We start from the raw sequence: 16,289 nt of genomic DNA, 5'->3' as shown, positions 1-16,289 counted from the left end.
CTGTCTCCGGTTCCTCGGTCGCTCTCGAAATCCTGGTCGCCGTCCTGGGGTGTCGTCCGTGACGGCGGATCCGCGGTTCCAGCGGTGCTCCGGGGCCCGATCCATGCACAGGGTCGTCCACCGGCACCGGCCGATCCCGGCGCTGACGCGGGGAGCGGCGGTTCTCGCCTGTGGATAACTGCGGCTCAACACGGTAACGAACGGAGCCGATGGGAGACAAATCCACCACAGCGACACCCGCGTGTCAATGCGGCGACCGGGCGGCGACGTGTGCAGAATCGAGGTTTCGGCCGCGGCACATTTGACCGGTGGCGGCGGAGGACGTAGTTTAAGTCAGTTGACGCCTGCCCGGCGTCGGGAGCACGGTCCTCGCGGATCGAGCGGAACGGCACCCGGGCACCCCCTCTTCCCGGTCGATCCGGAGCCCTCGCCACCGGCGTGCGGCCCCGCTCGTGCCGCGGAACACGTACGTGGAGATCTGACTATGAGCAAGCGAACCTTCCAGCCGAACAACCGTCGTCGCGCCAAGGTGCACGGCTTCCGTCTGCGCATGCGCACGCGTGCCGGTCGCGGCATCCTGAGCGCTCGCCGCGCCAAGGGCCGCACCGAGCTCTCGGCGTAGCGCCAAGCGATTCCGTCCAGCGGTGCTGGCCAGAGCTCATCGCATCGTCCTCGGAGGCGAGTACCGGGCAGTCGTCCGTCGCGGTGTGCGGTCCACGGGACCGCACACCGTCACGTATGTCCGGAAGTCCTCCGGCGACGCACCGGTGCGGTTCGGCTTCATCGTGGCCAAGACCATCGGGACCGCTGTGAAGCGGAACACCGTCCGTCGCCGGCTGAAGGCGGTCGCCTTCGAGCTCGTGCCGCAGATCGAGTCCGGGACCGACGTCGTCGTCCGGGCGCTGCCCGGCAGTGCCGACGCCCCGTGGTCCGCTCTCCGGCAGGACGTCGTCGCCGCGGTCGCGCGGGCGCGCGTCGTGCGCGCGGGCGAGGCGCTCCGGTGACGGCCGCTCTGCTCGGTGCACCGGCGACCGGCTGGGCCGTCCGCCTGGGCTGGGCCCTGCTCCTGCTGCCGCGGAATCTCGGCATCCTGCTGCTCGTCGTGTATCGCGCGGTGATCTCGCCGCTCTACGGCGACGTCTGCCGCTACTACCCGTCGTGCTCTCACTACGCACTCCAGGCGGTCCAGCTCCACGGGCTCGTCCTCGGGTCCGTCCTCGGCGCCCGTCGTCTCCTCCGCTGCCACCCGTGGGCGGCCGGCGGGATCGACGACGTGCCGACCTCGATCCCCCTGCACCGACCGGCTTCCGGCCGGACCCGCTTCGCCGTGACGCGATTCGGGTTCGTCGTGGGCCCTCGAAAGGACTGACCCGCTTCCATGGACCTCCTCGGCACGATTCTCTGGCCCCTCAAATGGGTGGTCGAGCTCCTCCTCGTCGCCTTCCACCAGCTGCTGACCTTCACCGGCCTCGACGCGGCGGCCGGCATCACCTGGGTGCTGTCGATCGTGGGGCTGGTCCTCGTCATCCGCGCCGCGCTCATCCCGATCTTCGTCAAGCAGATCAAGAGCCAGCGCCGCATGATGGAGGTGGCGCCGCAACTCAAGAAGATCCAGGACAAGTACAAGGGCAAGCGCGATCAGCTGTCCCGCGAGGCGATGTCCCGCGAGACGATGGAGCTCTACAAGAAGACCGGCACCAACCCGCTCGCCTCGTGCCTGCCGCTGCTGATCCAGATGCCGATCTTCTTCAGCCTGTTCTCGGTGCTGAACTCGGCGCAGCACAGCCAGCGCGGCGTCGGCCCGCTGGACGATGTCCTCGCCCGCCAGTTCGGCGAGGCGAACCTCTTCGGCATCGCGCCGCTGCACCAGTCGATTCAGGGCGCGCTCGCGGAGGGCGGCCAGGAGCTCGTCGTCGTCATCGCGGTCATCATGGTCGTCCTGATGACGGCCTCGCAGTTCATCACCCAGCTGCAGATCGTCTCGAAGAACATGTCGCCCGAGGCCAAGGCCTCGCCGACCTTCAAGCAGCAGCGCATCCTGCTCTACATCCTCCCCCTGGTCTTCGCCTTCTCGGGCTTCGCCTTCCCCCTGGGCGTCATGTTCTACTGGCTGACCTCGAACATCTGGACGATGGTCCAGCAGTTCATCGTCATCCGGAACATGCCCACCCCCGGCAGTGAGGCCGCGAAGGCCCGCGAGGAGCGCCTGCGCCGCAAGGGCAAGCTCGTCGAGGAGACGACCGACGCCGGCACGGTGACCCTGGTCGAGAAGAAGGTCGTGCAGCGCTCGCAGCCCGTCAGTAAGAACCGCTCCAAGAAGCAAGCCGGAAAGAAGTAGGGCTCAGAATGACCGATTCGACGCAGATCTTCACCGGCGCTCCGTCGTCCGTGGACGAGTCCGCTCCGGCGGCCGAGGAGCCCTCGCACCGGGCCGCGGGGTCCTCCGATGCCGGGGAGCCGACGCTGTCGCAGCTCGAGGACGAGGGCGACGTCGCCGCGGACTACATCGAGGAGTTCCTCGACATCTGTGACCTCGACGGCGACATCGACATCGAAGTTCGCAACGGCCGCGCCTACCTGTCCGTCACCGCGACCGGTGACACCAACCTCCGCGTGCTCTCGCGCCCGGATGCGGTGCAGGCCCTGCAGGAGCTGACCCGCCTCGCCGTGCAGACGAAGACGGGCGCGTTCTCGCGTCTCATCCTCGACATCGGCGGCTCGCGCGACGCCCGCGAGGCCGAGCTGGCCCAGCTGGTCGACCGCGCGATCGAGCGCATCGAGGAGGGCGCGACGTCGGCGTCCCTCCCCCCGATGTCGTCCTACGAGCGCAAGCTCGTGCACGACATGGTGGGCGAGCGCGGATTCGTGTCCGAGTCGCGCGGCGAGGCCCGCGAGCGCCACACCGTCATCACCCGCGGCTGAGCGCCGTGGAGCCGACCCTCGAGCCGGAGCCGACCGCCGCCGCCGCCATCGCGGGGGAGCGGCTGCCCGTCCTGCGGCGCTTCACGGAGGCGCTCGCCCAGGAGGGCGAGGAGCGCGGCCTCATCGGCCCGCTCGAGCTTCCGCGCCTCTGGACGCGGCACGTCCTCAACAGCGCCCTGGTGGCCCCTCTGCTGCGCCCGGGGCTCGTGGGTGATGTGGGAAGCGGTGCGGGGCTGCCAGGGCTCGTCCTGGCGATCGTGCGGCCGGACGTGCGGTTCGTGCTGATCGAGCCGATGGAGCGCCGCATCGTCTGGCTGCAGGAGCAGGTCGACGCCCTCGAACTCGAGAATGTCTCGGTTCTGCGGGCGCGGGCCGAGGAGGTGCGACTGGCTGAGCCGCTCGACCAGGTGACCGCCCGAGCGGTGAGTGCCCTCTCGAAGCTGATCCCGCTGACGGCCCCGCTGCTGCGGCCGGGTGGCGAGCTGGTCCTGCTGAAGGGCGTCAATGCCGACCGTGAGATCGAGGCGGCGGCGAAGCAGATCCGCCGGTTCAAGCTGACCCAGCCCGAGGTCGTCGTGCTCGGTGACGGCGTGCTCTCCGAGGTGACGAGGGTCGTCCGAGCTACAGTGGGATGATCGCCACGACGTCGCATGTGATCCCCTGAATCCTCGACTGTCGACTCCTCGGTGCTGCCCCTCTTCCACTCGCTGAGCGAAGGTTTCACGTGAAACGATCCGACCCCGCTGGACTGACCGGAGGATTCGACTCCTCGACGCCGCTGGCTCGCGAGATCGCGGACATGACCCGTCGACGCGCGCTGCTCAACGCACAGCCGCTGCCGAAGCCGGAGACGACGCGCGTCATCACGATCTCGAACCAGAAGGGCGGCGTCGGCAAGACGACGACGACCGTGAACCTCGCGGCCGGCCTGGCTCGCGGCGAGGCCAAGGTCCTCGTGATCGACCTCGACCCGCAGGGCAATGCGTCGACGGCACTCGGCATCGAGCACCGCGCCGAGACCGCGAGTGTCTACGATGTGATCGTCAATGACACGCCGCTCGCAGACGTGGTGCAGAAGAGCCCGGAGTTCGAGACGCTGTTCGGCGTCCCCGCGACGATCCACCTGGCCGGTGCGGAGATCGAACTGGTCTCGCTCGTCGCCCGCGAGCAGAGGCTCCGCCGCGCGCTCGACCGGATGCTGAAGGCGATGGACGAGCCGTTCGACTACGTCTTCATCGACTGCCCGCCGTCGCTCGGTCTACTGACGATCAACGCCTTCGTCGCTGCGCGCGAAGTGCTGATCCCGATCCAGTGCGAGTACTACGCGCTCGAAGGGCTGAGCCAGCTGCTCAAGAACATCGACCTCATCGAGCGGCACCTGAACCCGAATCTGGCGGTGTCGACGATCCTGCTGACCATGTTCGACGGCCGGACCAATCTGTCGAACCAGGTCGCCGCCGATGTGCGCGAGCACTTCCCGAAGGAGGTACTGCGTGCCGTGATCCCGCGGAACGTGCGGATCTCGGAGGCGCCGTCCTACGGGCAGAGCGTGATCAGCTATGACCCGCAATCGTCCGGTTCGCTCGCCTACCTCGAGGCGGCCGCGGAGATCGCCCGCCGGGGCGTGCCGAAGACCGTCACCGCGACCACCGAAGGAGAGGCCCGCTGATGGCGACCAAGCGCACAGGACTCGGCCGGGGCATCGGCGCCCTCATCCCCGTCAGCGACGAGAGCCGCTCGCGGCCCGTCGACGTCTTCTTCCCGGATCAGATCGGCAACCAGGAGGCGGACGACGAGCTGCTCCAGGTCCCCGGCGCGCGGCTCGCGCGGCTGCCGCTCTCGGAGATCGTCCCGAACGCGGCGCAGCCCCGGTCGGTCTTCGACCAGGACGAGCTGGCAGAGCTGGTGCACAGCATCAGCGAGTTCGGGGTGCTGCAGCCGATCGTGGTGCGCCCCGTGACCGGGCGCAAGGGTGCGAAGTACGAGCTCGTGATGGGCGAGCGGCGTTTCCGCGCCTCGAAGGCGGCGGGGCTGACGACGATCCCCGCGGTCGTCAAGGACACGGCCGACGAGAACATGCTCCGCGACGCGCTGCTGGAGAACCTGCATCGTGCGGAGCTGAACCCGCTCGAGGAGGCCTCGGCCTACCAGCAGCTGCTGAGCGATTTCGGCATTACGCAGGAGGCGCTCGCGACGCGACTGGGACGGTCGCGGCCGCAGATCTCGAACACGCTGCGACTGCTGCGCCTGCCGGCGGATGTGCAGGCGCGGGTGGCGGCCGGCGTGCTGAGCGCCGGGCATGCTCGTGCCGTGCTGTCGGTGGAGACACCGGAGCTGATGCGGCGGCTCGCGGACAAGATCGTGAACGAGGACCTGTCCGTTCGTGCGGCGGAAGCCGCGGCCGCGCAGATGAAGGCGCCTAAGGCGCCGGTGCGCGAGCCGGAGGAGGAGCAGGGCGGGCACGTCGGCCACCTCACCACCGTCGCGGATCACCTCGGCGACCGTCTGAACACGCGGGTGAAGGTGACCCTGGGGGCGCGGAAGGGGCAGGTCGTGATCGATTTCGCGACGATCCAGGACTTGAACCGCATTCTCGCGGAGATCGGCGAGCCGACCGAGGTCTCGCTGGCGCCGTAGAGCGGCGGGGCGTTTCACGTGAAACGGTGGCGCGGGGGGCGGACTTCGTGATCGTCGTGCACGGTGACGACAAGTTGATTGGGTAGCCGGAGAGCGGCGTATCGAGATCCACGTCCGCCGCTGTTGTGGTGGTCGTGGGTCTCGATACGCCCCCGCGGGGCTACTCGACCAGCAAGAAGGGGGGCGTGTGTTGCGGGCTTGTTGGTCGAGTAGGCGCGGAGCGCCGTCTCGAGACCTACCCGCGGACGGCGCCCGACGGATGTTTCACGTGAAACGGGTCAGGGGGTGAGGGCCAGGCGGGCGAGCGTGGAGTAGACGTCGCCGAGGTAGCGGCCGGAGGCCTCGATGGCCTGGGGGATGAGGGAGGTCTCGGTCATGCCGGGGAGGACGTTCGCGTCGAAGAACCAGGGGAGGCCGGCGGGATCGACGATGAAGTCGAGGCGGGAGAGGTGGCGCAGGCCGAGCAGCTCGTGGACCGCGACGGCGACGCGAGAGACCTCCGAGAGGGTCTCCTCCGGGAGACGGGCCGGGGTGTAGAAGCGGGTCTCACCGGCGTTGTAGCGGGCCTCGAAGGTGTAGCGACCGGCGACCGGCTCGATCTCGACCGGCGGGAGGGCGAACGGGCCGTCTCCGAGATCGAGGACGCCGACGGACACCTCCGTACCGAGGATCTGCTGCTCGATCAGTGCGACCTCGCCGTAGGTGTACGCGTCGACCATGGCGCGTGGCAGCTGGTCAGCCTGCTCCACGAGGCTGACGCCCTGCGCCGAGCCGCCCTGCGCCGGCTTGACGACGAGCGGGCCGGGAAGGTGCGCCCGCACCCGCTCGAGGATGCCGGCCGCGCCGAGCTCGCGGAAGGTCTCTCGGGGCAGGGTGATCGAGCGCGGCGTCGCGAAGCCCGCCCTGGACACGAGGGTCTTCGCGGTCGGCTTGAACCAGGCCAGTCGAGCAGCGTCCGTCCGCGAGCCCACGTAGGGGAAGCCGGCCGCCTCCAGGAGACCGAGCAGCGCGCCGTCCTCGCCGCTCGCTCCGTGCACCGCAGGCCAGACGATGTCGGGGCGCTGAGCGGTCAGTGCGGCGAGCAGGCCGGCGTCGGGCTCCCGGTGCGTGATCCGGTGACCCATCGCGGAGAGGCGGTCGGCGACGCGGCGCCCCGAGCGGAGTGACACGTCGCGCTCGTGGCTGATTCCTCCGCTGATCACCACGATGTCGAAGGCACGGTCGAGCGCGGAGAAATCAGTCATGATCAGGCCTTTTGTCGATCGGTCTTGCGTGGGACGGTCGGTCTCAGGAGACGGTGGGCGGGAGAGCGGCGTCGCGGGGGTCGGCGACGGAGCGGGACGGCTCGCCTGTCCCGGCGAAGGTCGACAGCAGGTCGAGCTCGCCGTTGATCACCGTCGCGAGCCGGCGGATTCCCTCGGTGATGCGGTCCGGCGTGGGGTAGCAGAACGACAGCCGGATGTTCTGCCGGCCATCGCCGTTGCCGAAGAAGGCGGTACCAGGGGTATAGGCGACGAGCTCTTTCACCGCGCGTGGGAGCATCGACTTCGAGTCGAGCTCATCGGGCAAGGTGACCCAGACGTAGAAGCCGCCGTTCGGGTTGGTCCAGCTGAGGCCTGGCAGGTGGGCCTGCAGGGCGCGGAGCATCGCCTCCTTGCGCTCCCGGTAGACGCCGCGGAAGGTGTCGATCTGGGCGCGCCAGTCCGCGGTCTCGAGGTACTTCGAGATCACCAGCTGACTGAAGGAGGAGGGGCTGAGTACCGCGGCCTCGTTCGCCAGGATCAGCCGTTCCCGGATCGCGTGCGGAGCGAGCGCCCAGCCGACCCGGAAGCCCGGGGCGAGGGTCTTCGAGAAGGTGCCGAGGTAGATGACGCCGTCCTCCTCGAGCGAGCGCATCGCCTTCGGCGGCACGTCCTCGAAGTAGAGGAGCCCGTAGGGGTTGTCCTCGAGGACGAGGATGCCCTCGCTCTTGCAGATCTCGAGGATCTCGACGCGGCGCTCCCAGCTGAGCGTCACTCCGGCCGGGTTGTGGAAGGTCGGGATCGTGTACAGGAACTTGATCCGCTTTCCGGCGGCCCGCACGCGCGTGATGTGCTCGCGCAGTGAAGCAGGGATCAGCCCGTGCTCGTCCATCGCGACGTGCTCGACCTCGGCCTGGTAGGAGCGGAAGATCACCATCGCGGTGACATAGCTCGGCCCCTCGGACAGCACGACGTCGCCCGGGTCGAGGAAGATCTTGGAGACGAGCTCCAGGGCGTGCTGCGAGCCTGTGGTGACGACGACGTCGTCGGCGCTGGCGGAGATGCCCTCGAGTGCCATCACCTCGAGGATCTGCTCGCGGAGGACGGGTACGCCCTGACCGGAGCCGTACTGCAGCGCGACGGGTCCCTGGTCGCGCATCACGGTCGCCATGGCGTCGGTCACCAGGCCTTGGGGGAGGGCCGAGACGAACGGCATCCCACCGGCGAGTGAGACGACCTCTGGACGCGAGGCCACGGCGAACAGTGCTCGGACCTCGCTGGCCGCGAGGCCGGCCGTGCGCTCCGCGTAGGAGTCGTACCAGGGGTCGAGATTGGTGCCGCGGTTGATCACGATGGGTTCGCTTCGCTCGGTGGACGGGGTCTTGTGAGACCGGATATCGGATCGGTCCAGAATACTCGGCGGCTCTCAGGCCGGACCGGGCGGAGGCACGCCACTGACGCGCCCGTGGACTGGCTTCTCCGGCCGTTTCACGTGAAACACGGGGAACGACGAAGCCCCCGCACCGGAGGGCGCGAGGGCTTCGACAGGGGAGTCGAACTCAGGGAGTCGAACTCAGGGGAGTCGAACTCAGAGGAACGCGGCGAGGTCGGCCTCGAGCGCGGGCTTCGGCTTGGCGCCGATGACGGTCTTGACGACCTCGCCCTTCTGGTAGACCTTCAGCGCCGGGATCGACGTGATCTGGTACTTCGCGGCGATCTGCGGGTTCTCGTCGACGTTCAGCTTGACGATCTCGATCTTGTCGCCGTGCTCGGCCGAGATCTGGTCGAGGATCGGGGCGACCATGCGGCAGGGGCCGCACCACTCGGCCCAGAAGTCGACCAGGACGGTCTTCTCGGAGTCGAGGACATCGGCCTGGAACGATGCGTCGGTGACGCTCTTCGCGGTGGACATGACGATTTTCTCCTTCGTGCGCCGGTGAATCGGCGCGAGTGCGGATGTGGTGGGAGGGTCAGAGGGTGAGGAGCTCTTCCGCCGGGGTGCCCTCGGTGCTGGCGATCCCGTCGGTGAGGGCGGCGAGGTAGTGCTCGGCGTCGAGGGCGGCGACGGTGCCCGACGCGGCGGCGGTGACGGCCTGACGGTAGGTCGGGTCGATCACGTCGCCGGCGGCGAAGACGCCCGCCACGGAGGTCTGCGACGAGCGACCCGAGACGGCGATGGTGCCGTCGGTCGTCAGGTCGAGCTTGCCGTGCACGATGTGGGTGCGCGGGTCGTTGCCGATCGCGATGAAGAGGCCGTCGAGCTCCAGCTTCGACTCGGTGCCGTCGACCGTGTTGCGCAGCTTGACGCCGTTCACGTGGTTCTCACCGGTGATGCCGGTGACCTCGGTGTTCCAGACGAACTCGATCTTCTCGTTGTCGCGAGCGCGCTTCTGCATCACCTTGGAGGCGCGGAGCGAGTCCTTGCGATGGATGACGTAGACCTTCTCGGCGAACTTGGTGAGGAAGGTCGCCTCCTCCATCGCGGAGTCGCCGCCGCCGACCACGGCGATGGTCTTGCCCTTGAAGAAGAAGCCGTCGCAGGTGGCACACCATGAGACACCGTGTCCCGAAAGGCGGTCCTCGTCGTGGAGGCCCAGCTTGCGGTAGGCGGAGCCGGTGGCGACGACCACGGTCTTCGCCTCGATGCTCTCGCCGGAGCCGAGGTGGATCGTCTTCGTCTCGCCCTCGAGGTCGAGGGAGACGACGTCGTCGTAGAAGGTGTCGGCGCCGAACTTCTCCGCCTGCTTCTGCATGGCGGTCATCAGCTCGGGGCCGAGGACGCCGTCCGGGAAGCCTGGGAAGTTCTCGACGTCCGTGGTGTTCATCAGGTCGCCGCCGATCTCGACGGACGAAGCGACGACCACGGGGTGCAGATCGGCGCGCGCCGCGTAGATGGCGGCCGTCCAGCCTGCGGGGCCGGATCCGATGATGACGATGTCGCGCACGGCAACTCCTCGAGGTCTGTGCTGAGCGGGGGTGGTTTCTGTGGTCTGCGGTGTGCCGCGGAGCCGGACCCGCTCGCTCGATCGTTCCGGGCTCCAGGGGCTACAACACATCCTAGGTGGGGCCTATTCCGCGGCGCCGGAGGCACTCGGCCCGCGGTCAGCCTCGCGGCACCGAGCGGCGAGGAGAAGCGGTGAAAGCCGCGCTGACCGGCTCTTTCTCCACGGGTGCCTCGGGGGTCCGGCGCTGCCCGATCGAGCGTCGCGAGATCAGGACCGTCAGCCAGCCCGCGGAGGCGAAGACCGCGGTCATCGCGACGACGTAGAAGACGACCGCGATCATCCCGCCCGGGACGAGCGGCGGGTCCGCGAGGCGCGGATCGAGGAACGGGTACGGGTACCAGACCTGCTCGTGCTTCATCTGGTCGTAGACGAGCGGTGCCCGGACGATCGTGTAGACGAACCAGGCGACGGGGAAGGCGAGCAGGGCGGGGACGACGGCCCAGGAGAGCGGGCGCCGGCCGGGCGCGAAGAGCCAGTCGAGGATCAGAGCGAGCGGGGCGACGACGTGCATGATCTCGTTCGTCCAGTCCTGGCCTGCTCCGGCACCGGTGACCACCGTGCCGCGCAGCAGCAGGTTGTAGACCACTCCGATCACGACCATGTAGGTGACGACCCCTGCGCGCAGCCAGGCGAACCAGCGCGGTTCCGGGAGGGCGCCGCGGGCGAGGACCACCGCGCCGATCAGCAGGACGACCACCGCGAGCAGGCAGACCTCGACGGTGATGTAGCTGAAGAAGTTGGCGGCGAGGGTCGCGCGGTCGCGGAAGCGGGCCTCGACCCAGAACGCGTGGGAGTCGAGGAAGCTCACCGTGGTGGCGGTGAGGACGGCGGCCGCGACGAGCACGCGGAGCAGGACGAAGGTGGAGCGCATCGCGCCTTCCGGGTCGGCGGGAGGGTGGAGGGGGGGCGGCTCTGCCGGAGGACGCCCCCACCCTTCCACGTCGTGCCCGAGGGCGCACCACCGCTCCGGGTTTGTCCCAGCGTCGCGACGGGGGCTCTCAGGAACGGCGCGCCGCCGTGGCGGGGATCAGCGCCCGAGGCGGCGGAGGAACGGCGCCGCCATCGCGCGCAGCTCCGGCACCTTGACGAGCCAGAGAGCGCCGAAGTAGACGAGCGCCATGACGACCCCGGTGATCACCATCGAGATCAGCGCCTGCGGCCAGCCGGCGGCGGGGTAGTCGTCGGCCTGGGCGAGGGCGAACATCACCAGGACTCCGGCTCCGATCGACGGGAGCGTCGCGACGGCGTAGGTGGCGAAGCGGAACACGATGCGGGTGCCGCCCCAGCCGCCGAGCTTGCGGCGCAGCAGAACGCAGGCGAGCAGCGCCTGGACGGCGACGCCGGCCGAGACGGAGAGCGCGACGAAGAAGGCGGTGGAATCGTCCGGCAGGAGGAAGGCGATGCCGCAGCCGACGACGATGATCGCGGTCTGCACCAGCGTGTAGAAGAACGGCGTGCGGCCGTCGTTGAGCGCGTAGAAGGCCCGCTGCACGATCGCGAGCGTCGAGAACAGCGGCAGCACGATCACGTAGGCGGTGATGATCAGCGCCATCTGGGCCGCCGCGGCGGGATCGGACGGCGCGAAGATGGTCGCGAAGGAGCGCGCGCAGACGACGAGGGCGGCGGCGGCGAAGAAGAGGAAGAGCCCGACCACGCGGATCGACGTCGAGATGTCGCTCCGGAAGTCCTTCATCTCGTTGCGCGAGGCGTGGCCGCTCATCTTCGTGTAGTACGCGGTGGCGATCGAGACGGCGATCACCGAGTGCGGGAGCATGAAGACCAGCCAGGCCTTCTGCAGGGCGGTGGCGGAGGCGTCCTCGCCCGAGGGGCCGCTCACCGTGTTGTTCTCGAGGAAGCCGGCGGCGACGGTCAGGAGGAGGGTCGCGAACGTCCAGCCCGCGATCCTCCCGGCGCGGCCGAGGCCGACGCCGCGGACGCTGAAGTCGGGGCGGTAGCGCAGACCCACCCGCTTCCAGAAGAAGACCAGCAGGATCGCCTGCAGGGCGACTCCGAGCGTCGCAGAGCCGGCGAGGACGGCGATCATCTCCGGAGTCCAGGCCGTCGCCGAGCGGTCGCCTCCGCCGTCGGAGCCGAAGAGCTGCTGGAACGCCAGCAGTCCGCCGATGGCGACGACGTTGTTGACGACCGGGGTCCAGGTGAACGGACCGAAGGAGCCGCGGGCGTTGAGCACCTCGCCGAGGATCGTGTACAGCCCGTAGAAGAACACCTGCGGCAGGCACCAGTAGGCGAAGGTGACGGCGAGGCGGGTCTGCTCCGGCCCGTACTGCGAGGCGTTCAGCTGGATCAGCAACGGGGCGGCCAGCGTCGCGATCACGGCGGCGCCGAGGAGGACGAGCAGCGCGAGGGTCAGCAGCTTGTCGATGTAGCGCTGGCCGCCGTCCTTGTCGAGGCCGGCCCGCACGATCTGGGGGACGAGGACGGCGTTCAGCGCGCCGCCCGCGATGATCGCGTAGATCGTGTTGGGGAGGCCGTTGGCGACGGTGAAGGCGTCGGCGCCCTGACCGACGAGGCCGACGGTCTGGGTGAAGACCAGCGACATCACGAAGCCGAGGACCCGCGAGACCATCGTGCCGGAGGCGAGGACGGCGCTCGCGCGACCGAGGGAGAAGCTAGCCACGGGGGTCCGTTCGGTCGTCGTCGAGGCCCGGCTGGACCGCGAGCACGGCGTTCGGGTCCTCGTCCGGCTCGTCGGGGGTGTCGCCGCGACGGCGACGGCGGATGTTGCGGAGGATGCCGATGCCGAAGACGAGGACGAGGAGGATCCCGACGCCGAGCGTGCCGACGGTCTCCCAATCGGCGCGGACGTTGGTGACGATGCTCGTCGGCGCTCCGATCGGCGTGCCGTCCTCGGCGGTCAGCTGCATGCGCAGCTCGGTCTCGCCGTTGCCGACCCGCGCCTTCACCGGGATGAGGACGCGGCCCTGCGAGCGGGCGTCGATCGCGGTGGGCTCGACGGAGGACTCGTCGATGTCGAGGACGGCGTTCGAGGTCGAGGCCTGGATCCGCACCGTGACCGGCCAGGGCAGGTCGTTGCGGACGTAGACCGGGATGCTCGAGTCGCGGGAGAGCTGCGTGACGCTGTCGGAGCTCTCGATCGCGACGGAGGAGAGCGTGGTGTCGGCCTGGTCGCGGCTCGCGGCGACCGCCTCCTGCCAGCCGGTCGCGTCCTCGCGCCAGGTCACCGACAGCAGGGCGAGCAGGTCGTTGCGGCGCTTGCCGCCGAGCAGCTCGGGCTGCGTGAGCACGGCGGAGAACGCCTCCACCCGGGCCGCGGCCGTGAGGAGATCGGAGACCGCCTCGAGGCGCTGCTCCGACTCCGGGCTGTCGACGACCGTCGCGTCCTCGGTGGCGGGGGAGGTGAGGGCTGCGGCGAGGGACGAGCCCTCCGCCCAGGGCAGCGCGTCGACGGCGTCCAGGGTCTGCGACAGGCGGACGCCGTCGATCGCGGCGCCGCGGTCCAGCGCGAGGACGACGGAGGGCGACTCGCCCTCGCGCTGCAACTGCGCGAGATCGGCGGTGAGATCGGCCGTGCTCGCCCGCCACTCGGAGTCGGTGCTCGCGCTGACGGCGGCGTCGAAGGCGGTGGAGAGGGCGCTGTCGGCGACGACGACGTCGTGGCCGTCGATCGTCGCGCGGGTCGTCGTCGAGACGTCCTCCGGCAGCTCGAGGTTGGCGGAGGAGACGACGGTGCGGTTCATGCCGGTGGTGGCATAGACGCCGAGATCGGCGGAGCGGACGGTGAGACCGTCGGGCCAGGCGAGGCCGCCGACCGTCGGCGACCAGTCGAACGCCAGCAGCGACTCGGTGGTCGGCCGCTCGGGGAGGTCGGGGGAGTCGTCGGGGGCGGCCGTCGGGGTCGGCGTCGCCGTGCTCGTCGGCGCGAAGAGAGCGGGATCGAGCGCGTACTCGAACGAGGTGGGCGCCAGGAGGGTCGCGAGGCCCGACTGCGCCTGCGCGGCGACATCGGCGTCGGCGTAGGGGAGCGCGAAGACCTCGTTCGGCACCGACTCGAGCCGATCGAGCCAGGCGGTCGCCGACTCCGGGGCCGAGGTGCCGAGCACGCGGATCGACGCGAGGATGCGCGGGTCGAGCCCGATGGTCACGGCCCGGCCGTCGACGCTGTCCAGCTGCCGTGAGAGCGTGCCGGTCGTCTGCGTGTAGTCCTGCAGCGTCTCGGCGGAGAGCAGGCCGTCGGAGGTGTCGGGCACCGTGAGCGGCACGAGGACGCTGACGCCGGTCTCCTGCTCGGCCGGGATGCCGGTCGAGAGCTCGACGACACCGCGCGCCGTCGCGACGGTGCCGCCGGGGCTGGTGATCGTCACCGAGAGGGCGTGGCTGCCGAAGTCCTCGGGGTCGCGGCCGAAGTCGGTGGAGAAGGGCAGCGAGGTGTCGGGCACGGTGATGCTCACCTGGGCCGAGCTGGAGGGCAGGAGGCGCACGTCGGCGCCGTCTCCGGTCGGCGTGCCGTCGTCCTCCGCCTCGCCGTCGAGCCACGCGGCGAGCTCGGCGCGGGAGTCGAGGGTCGCATCGTCGATCGCGATCTCGACCCGGGCGCCGTCGATCGACTCGGTCGTGCCGTTGCGCACCGAGACCGCGAGCTGCAGGTCCTGCCCGGGGAGCAGGACACCGTCGTTCGCCGCACCGACCGTGGCGGTGACCGTCGCCTGGCTCGTGTCGGAGACGGCGGCGGGCTGCTCCGCGGTGGCGGCGTGCGCGGGCGGCGCGGAGCCCAGGAGCGCGATCGAGAGCGCAGCCGCACCGAGAGAGCGGAGCAGCTGCGGGACCGCGCGCCGGGGGCGGGGACGATCGGTGGGGGTGAGGTCGCGCCGACGCATCGAACTCACTCGGCCTCCATGCGGGTGATTCTACGGGCAGCCCTCCCGGCGGGCGGCTGACGGGCCGGTGGGCGGGCCTCCGGATGCACTCAGGGGCCGTAACCGGCTCGGGCGGTTGCGCGGTGGCGCGGGCCCCGGCCCGGACACCCCTGCCCGGTAGGATCGGCCGGATGCACAGCGTCCAGACCGCCCTCGAGACCCTCCGCACGCTCGCGTCGACGCCGACGGTGGCCCGCCTGGCGCAGGCCTTCGCGGCTCAGGGGCACGAGCTCGCGCTGGTGGGCGGTCCGGTCCGCGACGCCTTCCTCGGCCACGGCGTGCACGACCTGGATTTCACGACATCGGCGAGGCCGGACGACATCGTGCGCATCGTCGCTCCGATCGCGGAGGCGCACTGGGACATCGGCCGGGCGTTCGGCACGATCGGCGCGCGCGTCGCCGGTGAGACGGTCGAGATCACGACCTACCGCAGCGACAGCTACGACGGGGTGAGCCGGAAGCCCGAGGTCGAGTTCGGCGACAGCCTCGAGGGCGATCTGGTGCGGCGCGACTTCACGGTCAACGCGATGGCGCTGCGGCTGCCGGAGATCGTGCTCGTCGATCCGGCCGGGGGAGTGGAGGACCTGCTCGCGGGCCGGCTGCGCACGCCGGCCGCCGCCGACCTCTCCTTCGGCGACGACCCGCTGCGGATGCTCCGCGCCGCGCGGTTCACCTCGCAGCTGGGCTTCCGAACGACCGACGAGGTGGAGTGGGCGATGGCCGAGCTGGCCCCCCGCATCGAGGACGTCTCGGCGGAGCGGGTGCAGGAGGAGCTGCGCAAGCTGCTCGCCACCGCCTCACCGCGCGCCGGCCTCGAACTGCTCGTCGACACCGGTCTGGCCGGTTACTTCCTCCCCGAGCTGCCGGCCCTGCGCCTGGAGCAGGACGAGCACCACCATCACAAGGACGTCTACGTGCACAGCCTCACGGTGCTGGAGCAGGCGATCGCGCTGGAGGGGCGGCGGAACCCCGGCGCGGCGCCGGATGTCGTCCTCCGCCTCGCCGCGCTGCTGCACGACATCGGCAAGCCGGCCACGCGGCGCCTGGAGCCGGGCGGGGCGGTCAGCTTCTACCACCACGACCTCGTCGGCTCGAAGCTGGCGATCAAGCGGCTGCGCTCGCTCAAGTTCGACAAGCAGACCATCGCGGACGTCGCCCGGCTGATCGAGCTGCACCTGCGCTTCTTCGGCTACACCGAGGGCGCCTGGACCGACTCTGCCGTCCGCCGCTACGTCACCGACGCCGGCCCGCTGCTGGAGCGACTGCACATCCTCACCCGCGCCGACGTGACCACGCGCAACACGCGCAAGGCCGACCGCCTGGCGCACGCCTACGACGACCTCGAGCAGCGGATCGCGGAGCTCGCCGAGAAGGAGGAGCTCGCTTCGAAGCGGCCCGACCTCGACGGCATGCAGATCATGGCGATCCTGGAGCTGCCGCCGGGGCGCGAGGTGGGGCTGGCGTACAGGTTCCTGCTCGAGCTCCGGCTCGAGGAGGGACCGCTCGGCGAGGAGGAGGCGGCCCGGCGGCTGAAGGAGTGGTGGGCGGCGCGCTGAGGGGCTCCGCCTGCGGCCGATCCCCTTCGGGTG

The 16,289-nt window shown here is 70.1% G+C and carries 16 protein-coding genes; 9 read left to right on the top strand and 7 right to left on the bottom strand.

From position 1 onward, the window contains the following. The first annotated feature begins 484 nt into the window (after positions 1 to 484). The 8 genes from rpmH to GSU72_RS19645 all read left to right on the top strand — a co-directional run bounded on the left by rpmH (position 485) and on the right by GSU72_RS19645 (position 5,559). On the top strand, positions 485 to 622 hold the full coding sequence (gene rpmH, locus GSU72_RS19680) for a 50S ribosomal protein L34 (protein ID WP_055784512.1): 138 nt from the start codon (positions 485 to 487) through the stop codon (positions 620 to 622). 22 nt (positions 623 to 644) lie between these two features. Further along, the gene (gene rnpA, locus GSU72_RS19675; protein ID WP_159986552.1) at positions 645 to 1,004 is read left to right on the top strand and encodes a ribonuclease P protein component; all 360 of its coding nucleotides are present in this window, start codon (positions 645 to 647) and stop codon (positions 1,002 to 1,004) included. Between the two features lie 44 nt (positions 1,005 to 1,048). After that, the gene (gene yidD, locus GSU72_RS19670) at positions 1,049 to 1,369 is read left to right on the top strand and encodes a membrane protein insertion efficiency factor YidD (protein ID WP_159986964.1); all 321 of its coding nucleotides are present in this window, start codon (positions 1,049 to 1,051) and stop codon (positions 1,367 to 1,369) included. Between the two features lie 9 nt (positions 1,370 to 1,378). After that, on the top strand, positions 1,379 to 2,338 hold the full coding sequence (yidC, locus tag GSU72_RS19665) for a membrane protein insertase YidC (RefSeq protein WP_159986551.1): 960 nt from the start codon (positions 1,379 to 1,381) through the stop codon (positions 2,336 to 2,338). 8 nt (positions 2,339 to 2,346) lie between these two features. Continuing rightward, positions 2,347 to 2,922 (top strand): R3H domain-containing nucleic acid-binding protein, encoded by a 576-nt coding sequence (locus tag GSU72_RS19660; RefSeq protein WP_159986550.1) that lies wholly within the window; start codon positions 2,347 to 2,349, stop codon positions 2,920 to 2,922. Between the two features lie 5 nt (positions 2,923 to 2,927). After that, positions 2,928 to 3,557, top strand: coding sequence for a 16S rRNA (guanine(527)-N(7))-methyltransferase RsmG (gene rsmG, locus GSU72_RS19655; protein WP_159986549.1), 630 nt, complete (start codon positions 2,928 to 2,930; stop codon positions 3,555 to 3,557). A 164-nt stretch (positions 3,558 to 3,721) separates the two neighbouring features. Further along, positions 3,722 to 4,591, top strand: a complete 870-nt coding sequence (locus tag GSU72_RS19650; protein ID WP_159986548.1) for a ParA family protein — start codon at positions 3,722 to 3,724, stop codon at positions 4,589 to 4,591. Continuing rightward, positions 4,591 to 5,559 (top strand): ParB/RepB/Spo0J family partition protein, encoded by a 969-nt coding sequence (locus GSU72_RS19645; protein WP_159986547.1) that lies wholly within the window; start codon positions 4,591 to 4,593, stop codon positions 5,557 to 5,559. The genes GSU72_RS19650 and GSU72_RS19645 overlap by 1 nt, the downstream gene beginning before the upstream one ends. Positions 5,560 to 5,837: 278 nt before the next feature. Here GSU72_RS19645 and GSU72_RS19640 read toward each other — a convergent pair whose 3' ends face one another. The 7 genes from GSU72_RS19640 to GSU72_RS19610 all read right to left on the bottom strand — a co-directional run bounded on the left by GSU72_RS19640 (position 5,838) and on the right by GSU72_RS19610 (position 14,661). Beyond that, positions 5,838 to 6,803, bottom strand: coding sequence for a D-alanine--D-alanine ligase (locus GSU72_RS19640; RefSeq protein ID WP_159986546.1), 966 nt, complete (start codon positions 6,801 to 6,803; stop codon positions 5,838 to 5,840). A 43-nt stretch (positions 6,804 to 6,846) separates the two neighbouring features. Then, positions 6,847 to 8,148, bottom strand: coding sequence for a PLP-dependent aminotransferase family protein (locus GSU72_RS19635; RefSeq protein ID WP_208545231.1), 1,302 nt, complete (start codon positions 8,146 to 8,148; stop codon positions 6,847 to 6,849). Between the two features lie 240 nt (positions 8,149 to 8,388). Then, positions 8,389 to 8,712 (bottom strand): thioredoxin, encoded by a 324-nt coding sequence (gene trxA, locus GSU72_RS19630; protein WP_159986545.1) that lies wholly within the window; start codon positions 8,710 to 8,712, stop codon positions 8,389 to 8,391. A gap of 58 nt (positions 8,713 to 8,770) precedes the next feature. Continuing rightward, positions 8,771 to 9,745: a thioredoxin-disulfide reductase gene (gene trxB, locus GSU72_RS19625; protein ID WP_159986544.1), complete on the bottom strand. Its 975-nt coding sequence runs from the start codon at positions 9,743 to 9,745 to the stop codon at positions 8,771 to 8,773. A gap of 157 nt (positions 9,746 to 9,902) precedes the next feature. After that, on the bottom strand, positions 9,903 to 10,676 hold the full coding sequence (locus GSU72_RS19620; RefSeq protein WP_159986543.1) for a Pr6Pr family membrane protein: 774 nt from the start codon (positions 10,674 to 10,676) through the stop codon (positions 9,903 to 9,905). Positions 10,677 to 10,832: 156 nt separating this feature from the next. Beyond that, on the bottom strand, positions 10,833 to 12,443 hold the full coding sequence (gene murJ / locus GSU72_RS19615) for a murein biosynthesis integral membrane protein MurJ (protein ID WP_244255905.1): 1,611 nt from the start codon (positions 12,441 to 12,443) through the stop codon (positions 10,833 to 10,835). Next, positions 12,436 to 14,661: a DUF6049 family protein gene (locus tag GSU72_RS19610; protein WP_244256151.1), complete on the bottom strand. Its 2,226-nt coding sequence runs from the start codon at positions 14,659 to 14,661 to the stop codon at positions 12,436 to 12,438. The genes murJ and GSU72_RS19610 overlap by 8 nt, the downstream gene beginning before the upstream one ends. 170 nt (positions 14,662 to 14,831) lie before the next feature. Between GSU72_RS19610 and GSU72_RS19605 the strand changes: the two genes are divergently transcribed. After that, entirely contained in the window at positions 14,832 to 16,256 is a 1,425-nt protein-coding gene (locus GSU72_RS19605; protein WP_159986541.1) for a CCA tRNA nucleotidyltransferase, read from the top strand. The last annotated feature ends 33 nt before the right edge of the window (positions 16,257 to 16,289 follow it).

Source organism: Rathayibacter sp. VKM Ac-2760 (assembly GCF_009834185.1).
Taxonomy (GTDB): Bacteria; Actinomycetota; Actinomycetes; order Actinomycetales; family Microbacteriaceae; genus Rathayibacter.
The sequence above is the reverse complement of the archived record's forward strand: the minus strand, read 5'-3'. Positions and strand labels throughout refer to the sequence as shown.

Bases quoted from the DNA above. Each gene is read 5' to 3' on its own strand.
- rpmH (WP_055784512.1), top strand. From the start codon at position 485: ATGAGCAAGCGAACCTTCCAGCCGAACAACCGTCGTCGCGCCAAGGTG.
- yidC (WP_159986551.1), top strand. From the start codon at position 1,379: ATGGACCTCCTCGGCACGATTCTCTGGCCCCTCAAATGGGTGGTCGAG.
- GSU72_RS19660 (WP_159986550.1), top strand. From the start codon at position 2,347: ATGACCGATTCGACGCAGATCTTCACCGGCGCTCCGTCGTCCGTGGAC.
- GSU72_RS19650 (WP_159986548.1), top strand. From the start codon at position 3,722: ATGACCCGTCGACGCGCGCTGCTCAACGCACAGCCGCTGCCGAAGCCG.
- GSU72_RS19645 (WP_159986547.1), top strand. From the start codon at position 4,591: ATGGCGACCAAGCGCACAGGACTCGGCCGGGGCATCGGCGCCCTCATC.
- GSU72_RS19640 (WP_159986546.1), bottom strand. From the start codon at position 6,803: ATGACTGATTTCTCCGCGCTCGACCGTGCCTTCGACATCGTGGTGATC.
- trxA (WP_159986545.1), bottom strand. From the start codon at position 8,712: ATGTCCACCGCGAAGAGCGTCACCGACGCATCGTTCCAGGCCGATGTC.
- GSU72_RS19620 (WP_159986543.1), bottom strand. From the start codon at position 10,676: ATGCGCTCCACCTTCGTCCTGCTCCGCGTGCTCGTCGCGGCCGCCGTC.
- GSU72_RS19610 (WP_244256151.1), bottom strand. From the start codon at position 14,661: ATGCGTCGGCGCGACCTCACCCCCACCGATCGTCCCCGCCCCCGGCGC.
- GSU72_RS19605 (WP_159986541.1), top strand. From the start codon at position 14,832: ATGCACAGCGTCCAGACCGCCCTCGAGACCCTCCGCACGCTCGCGTCG.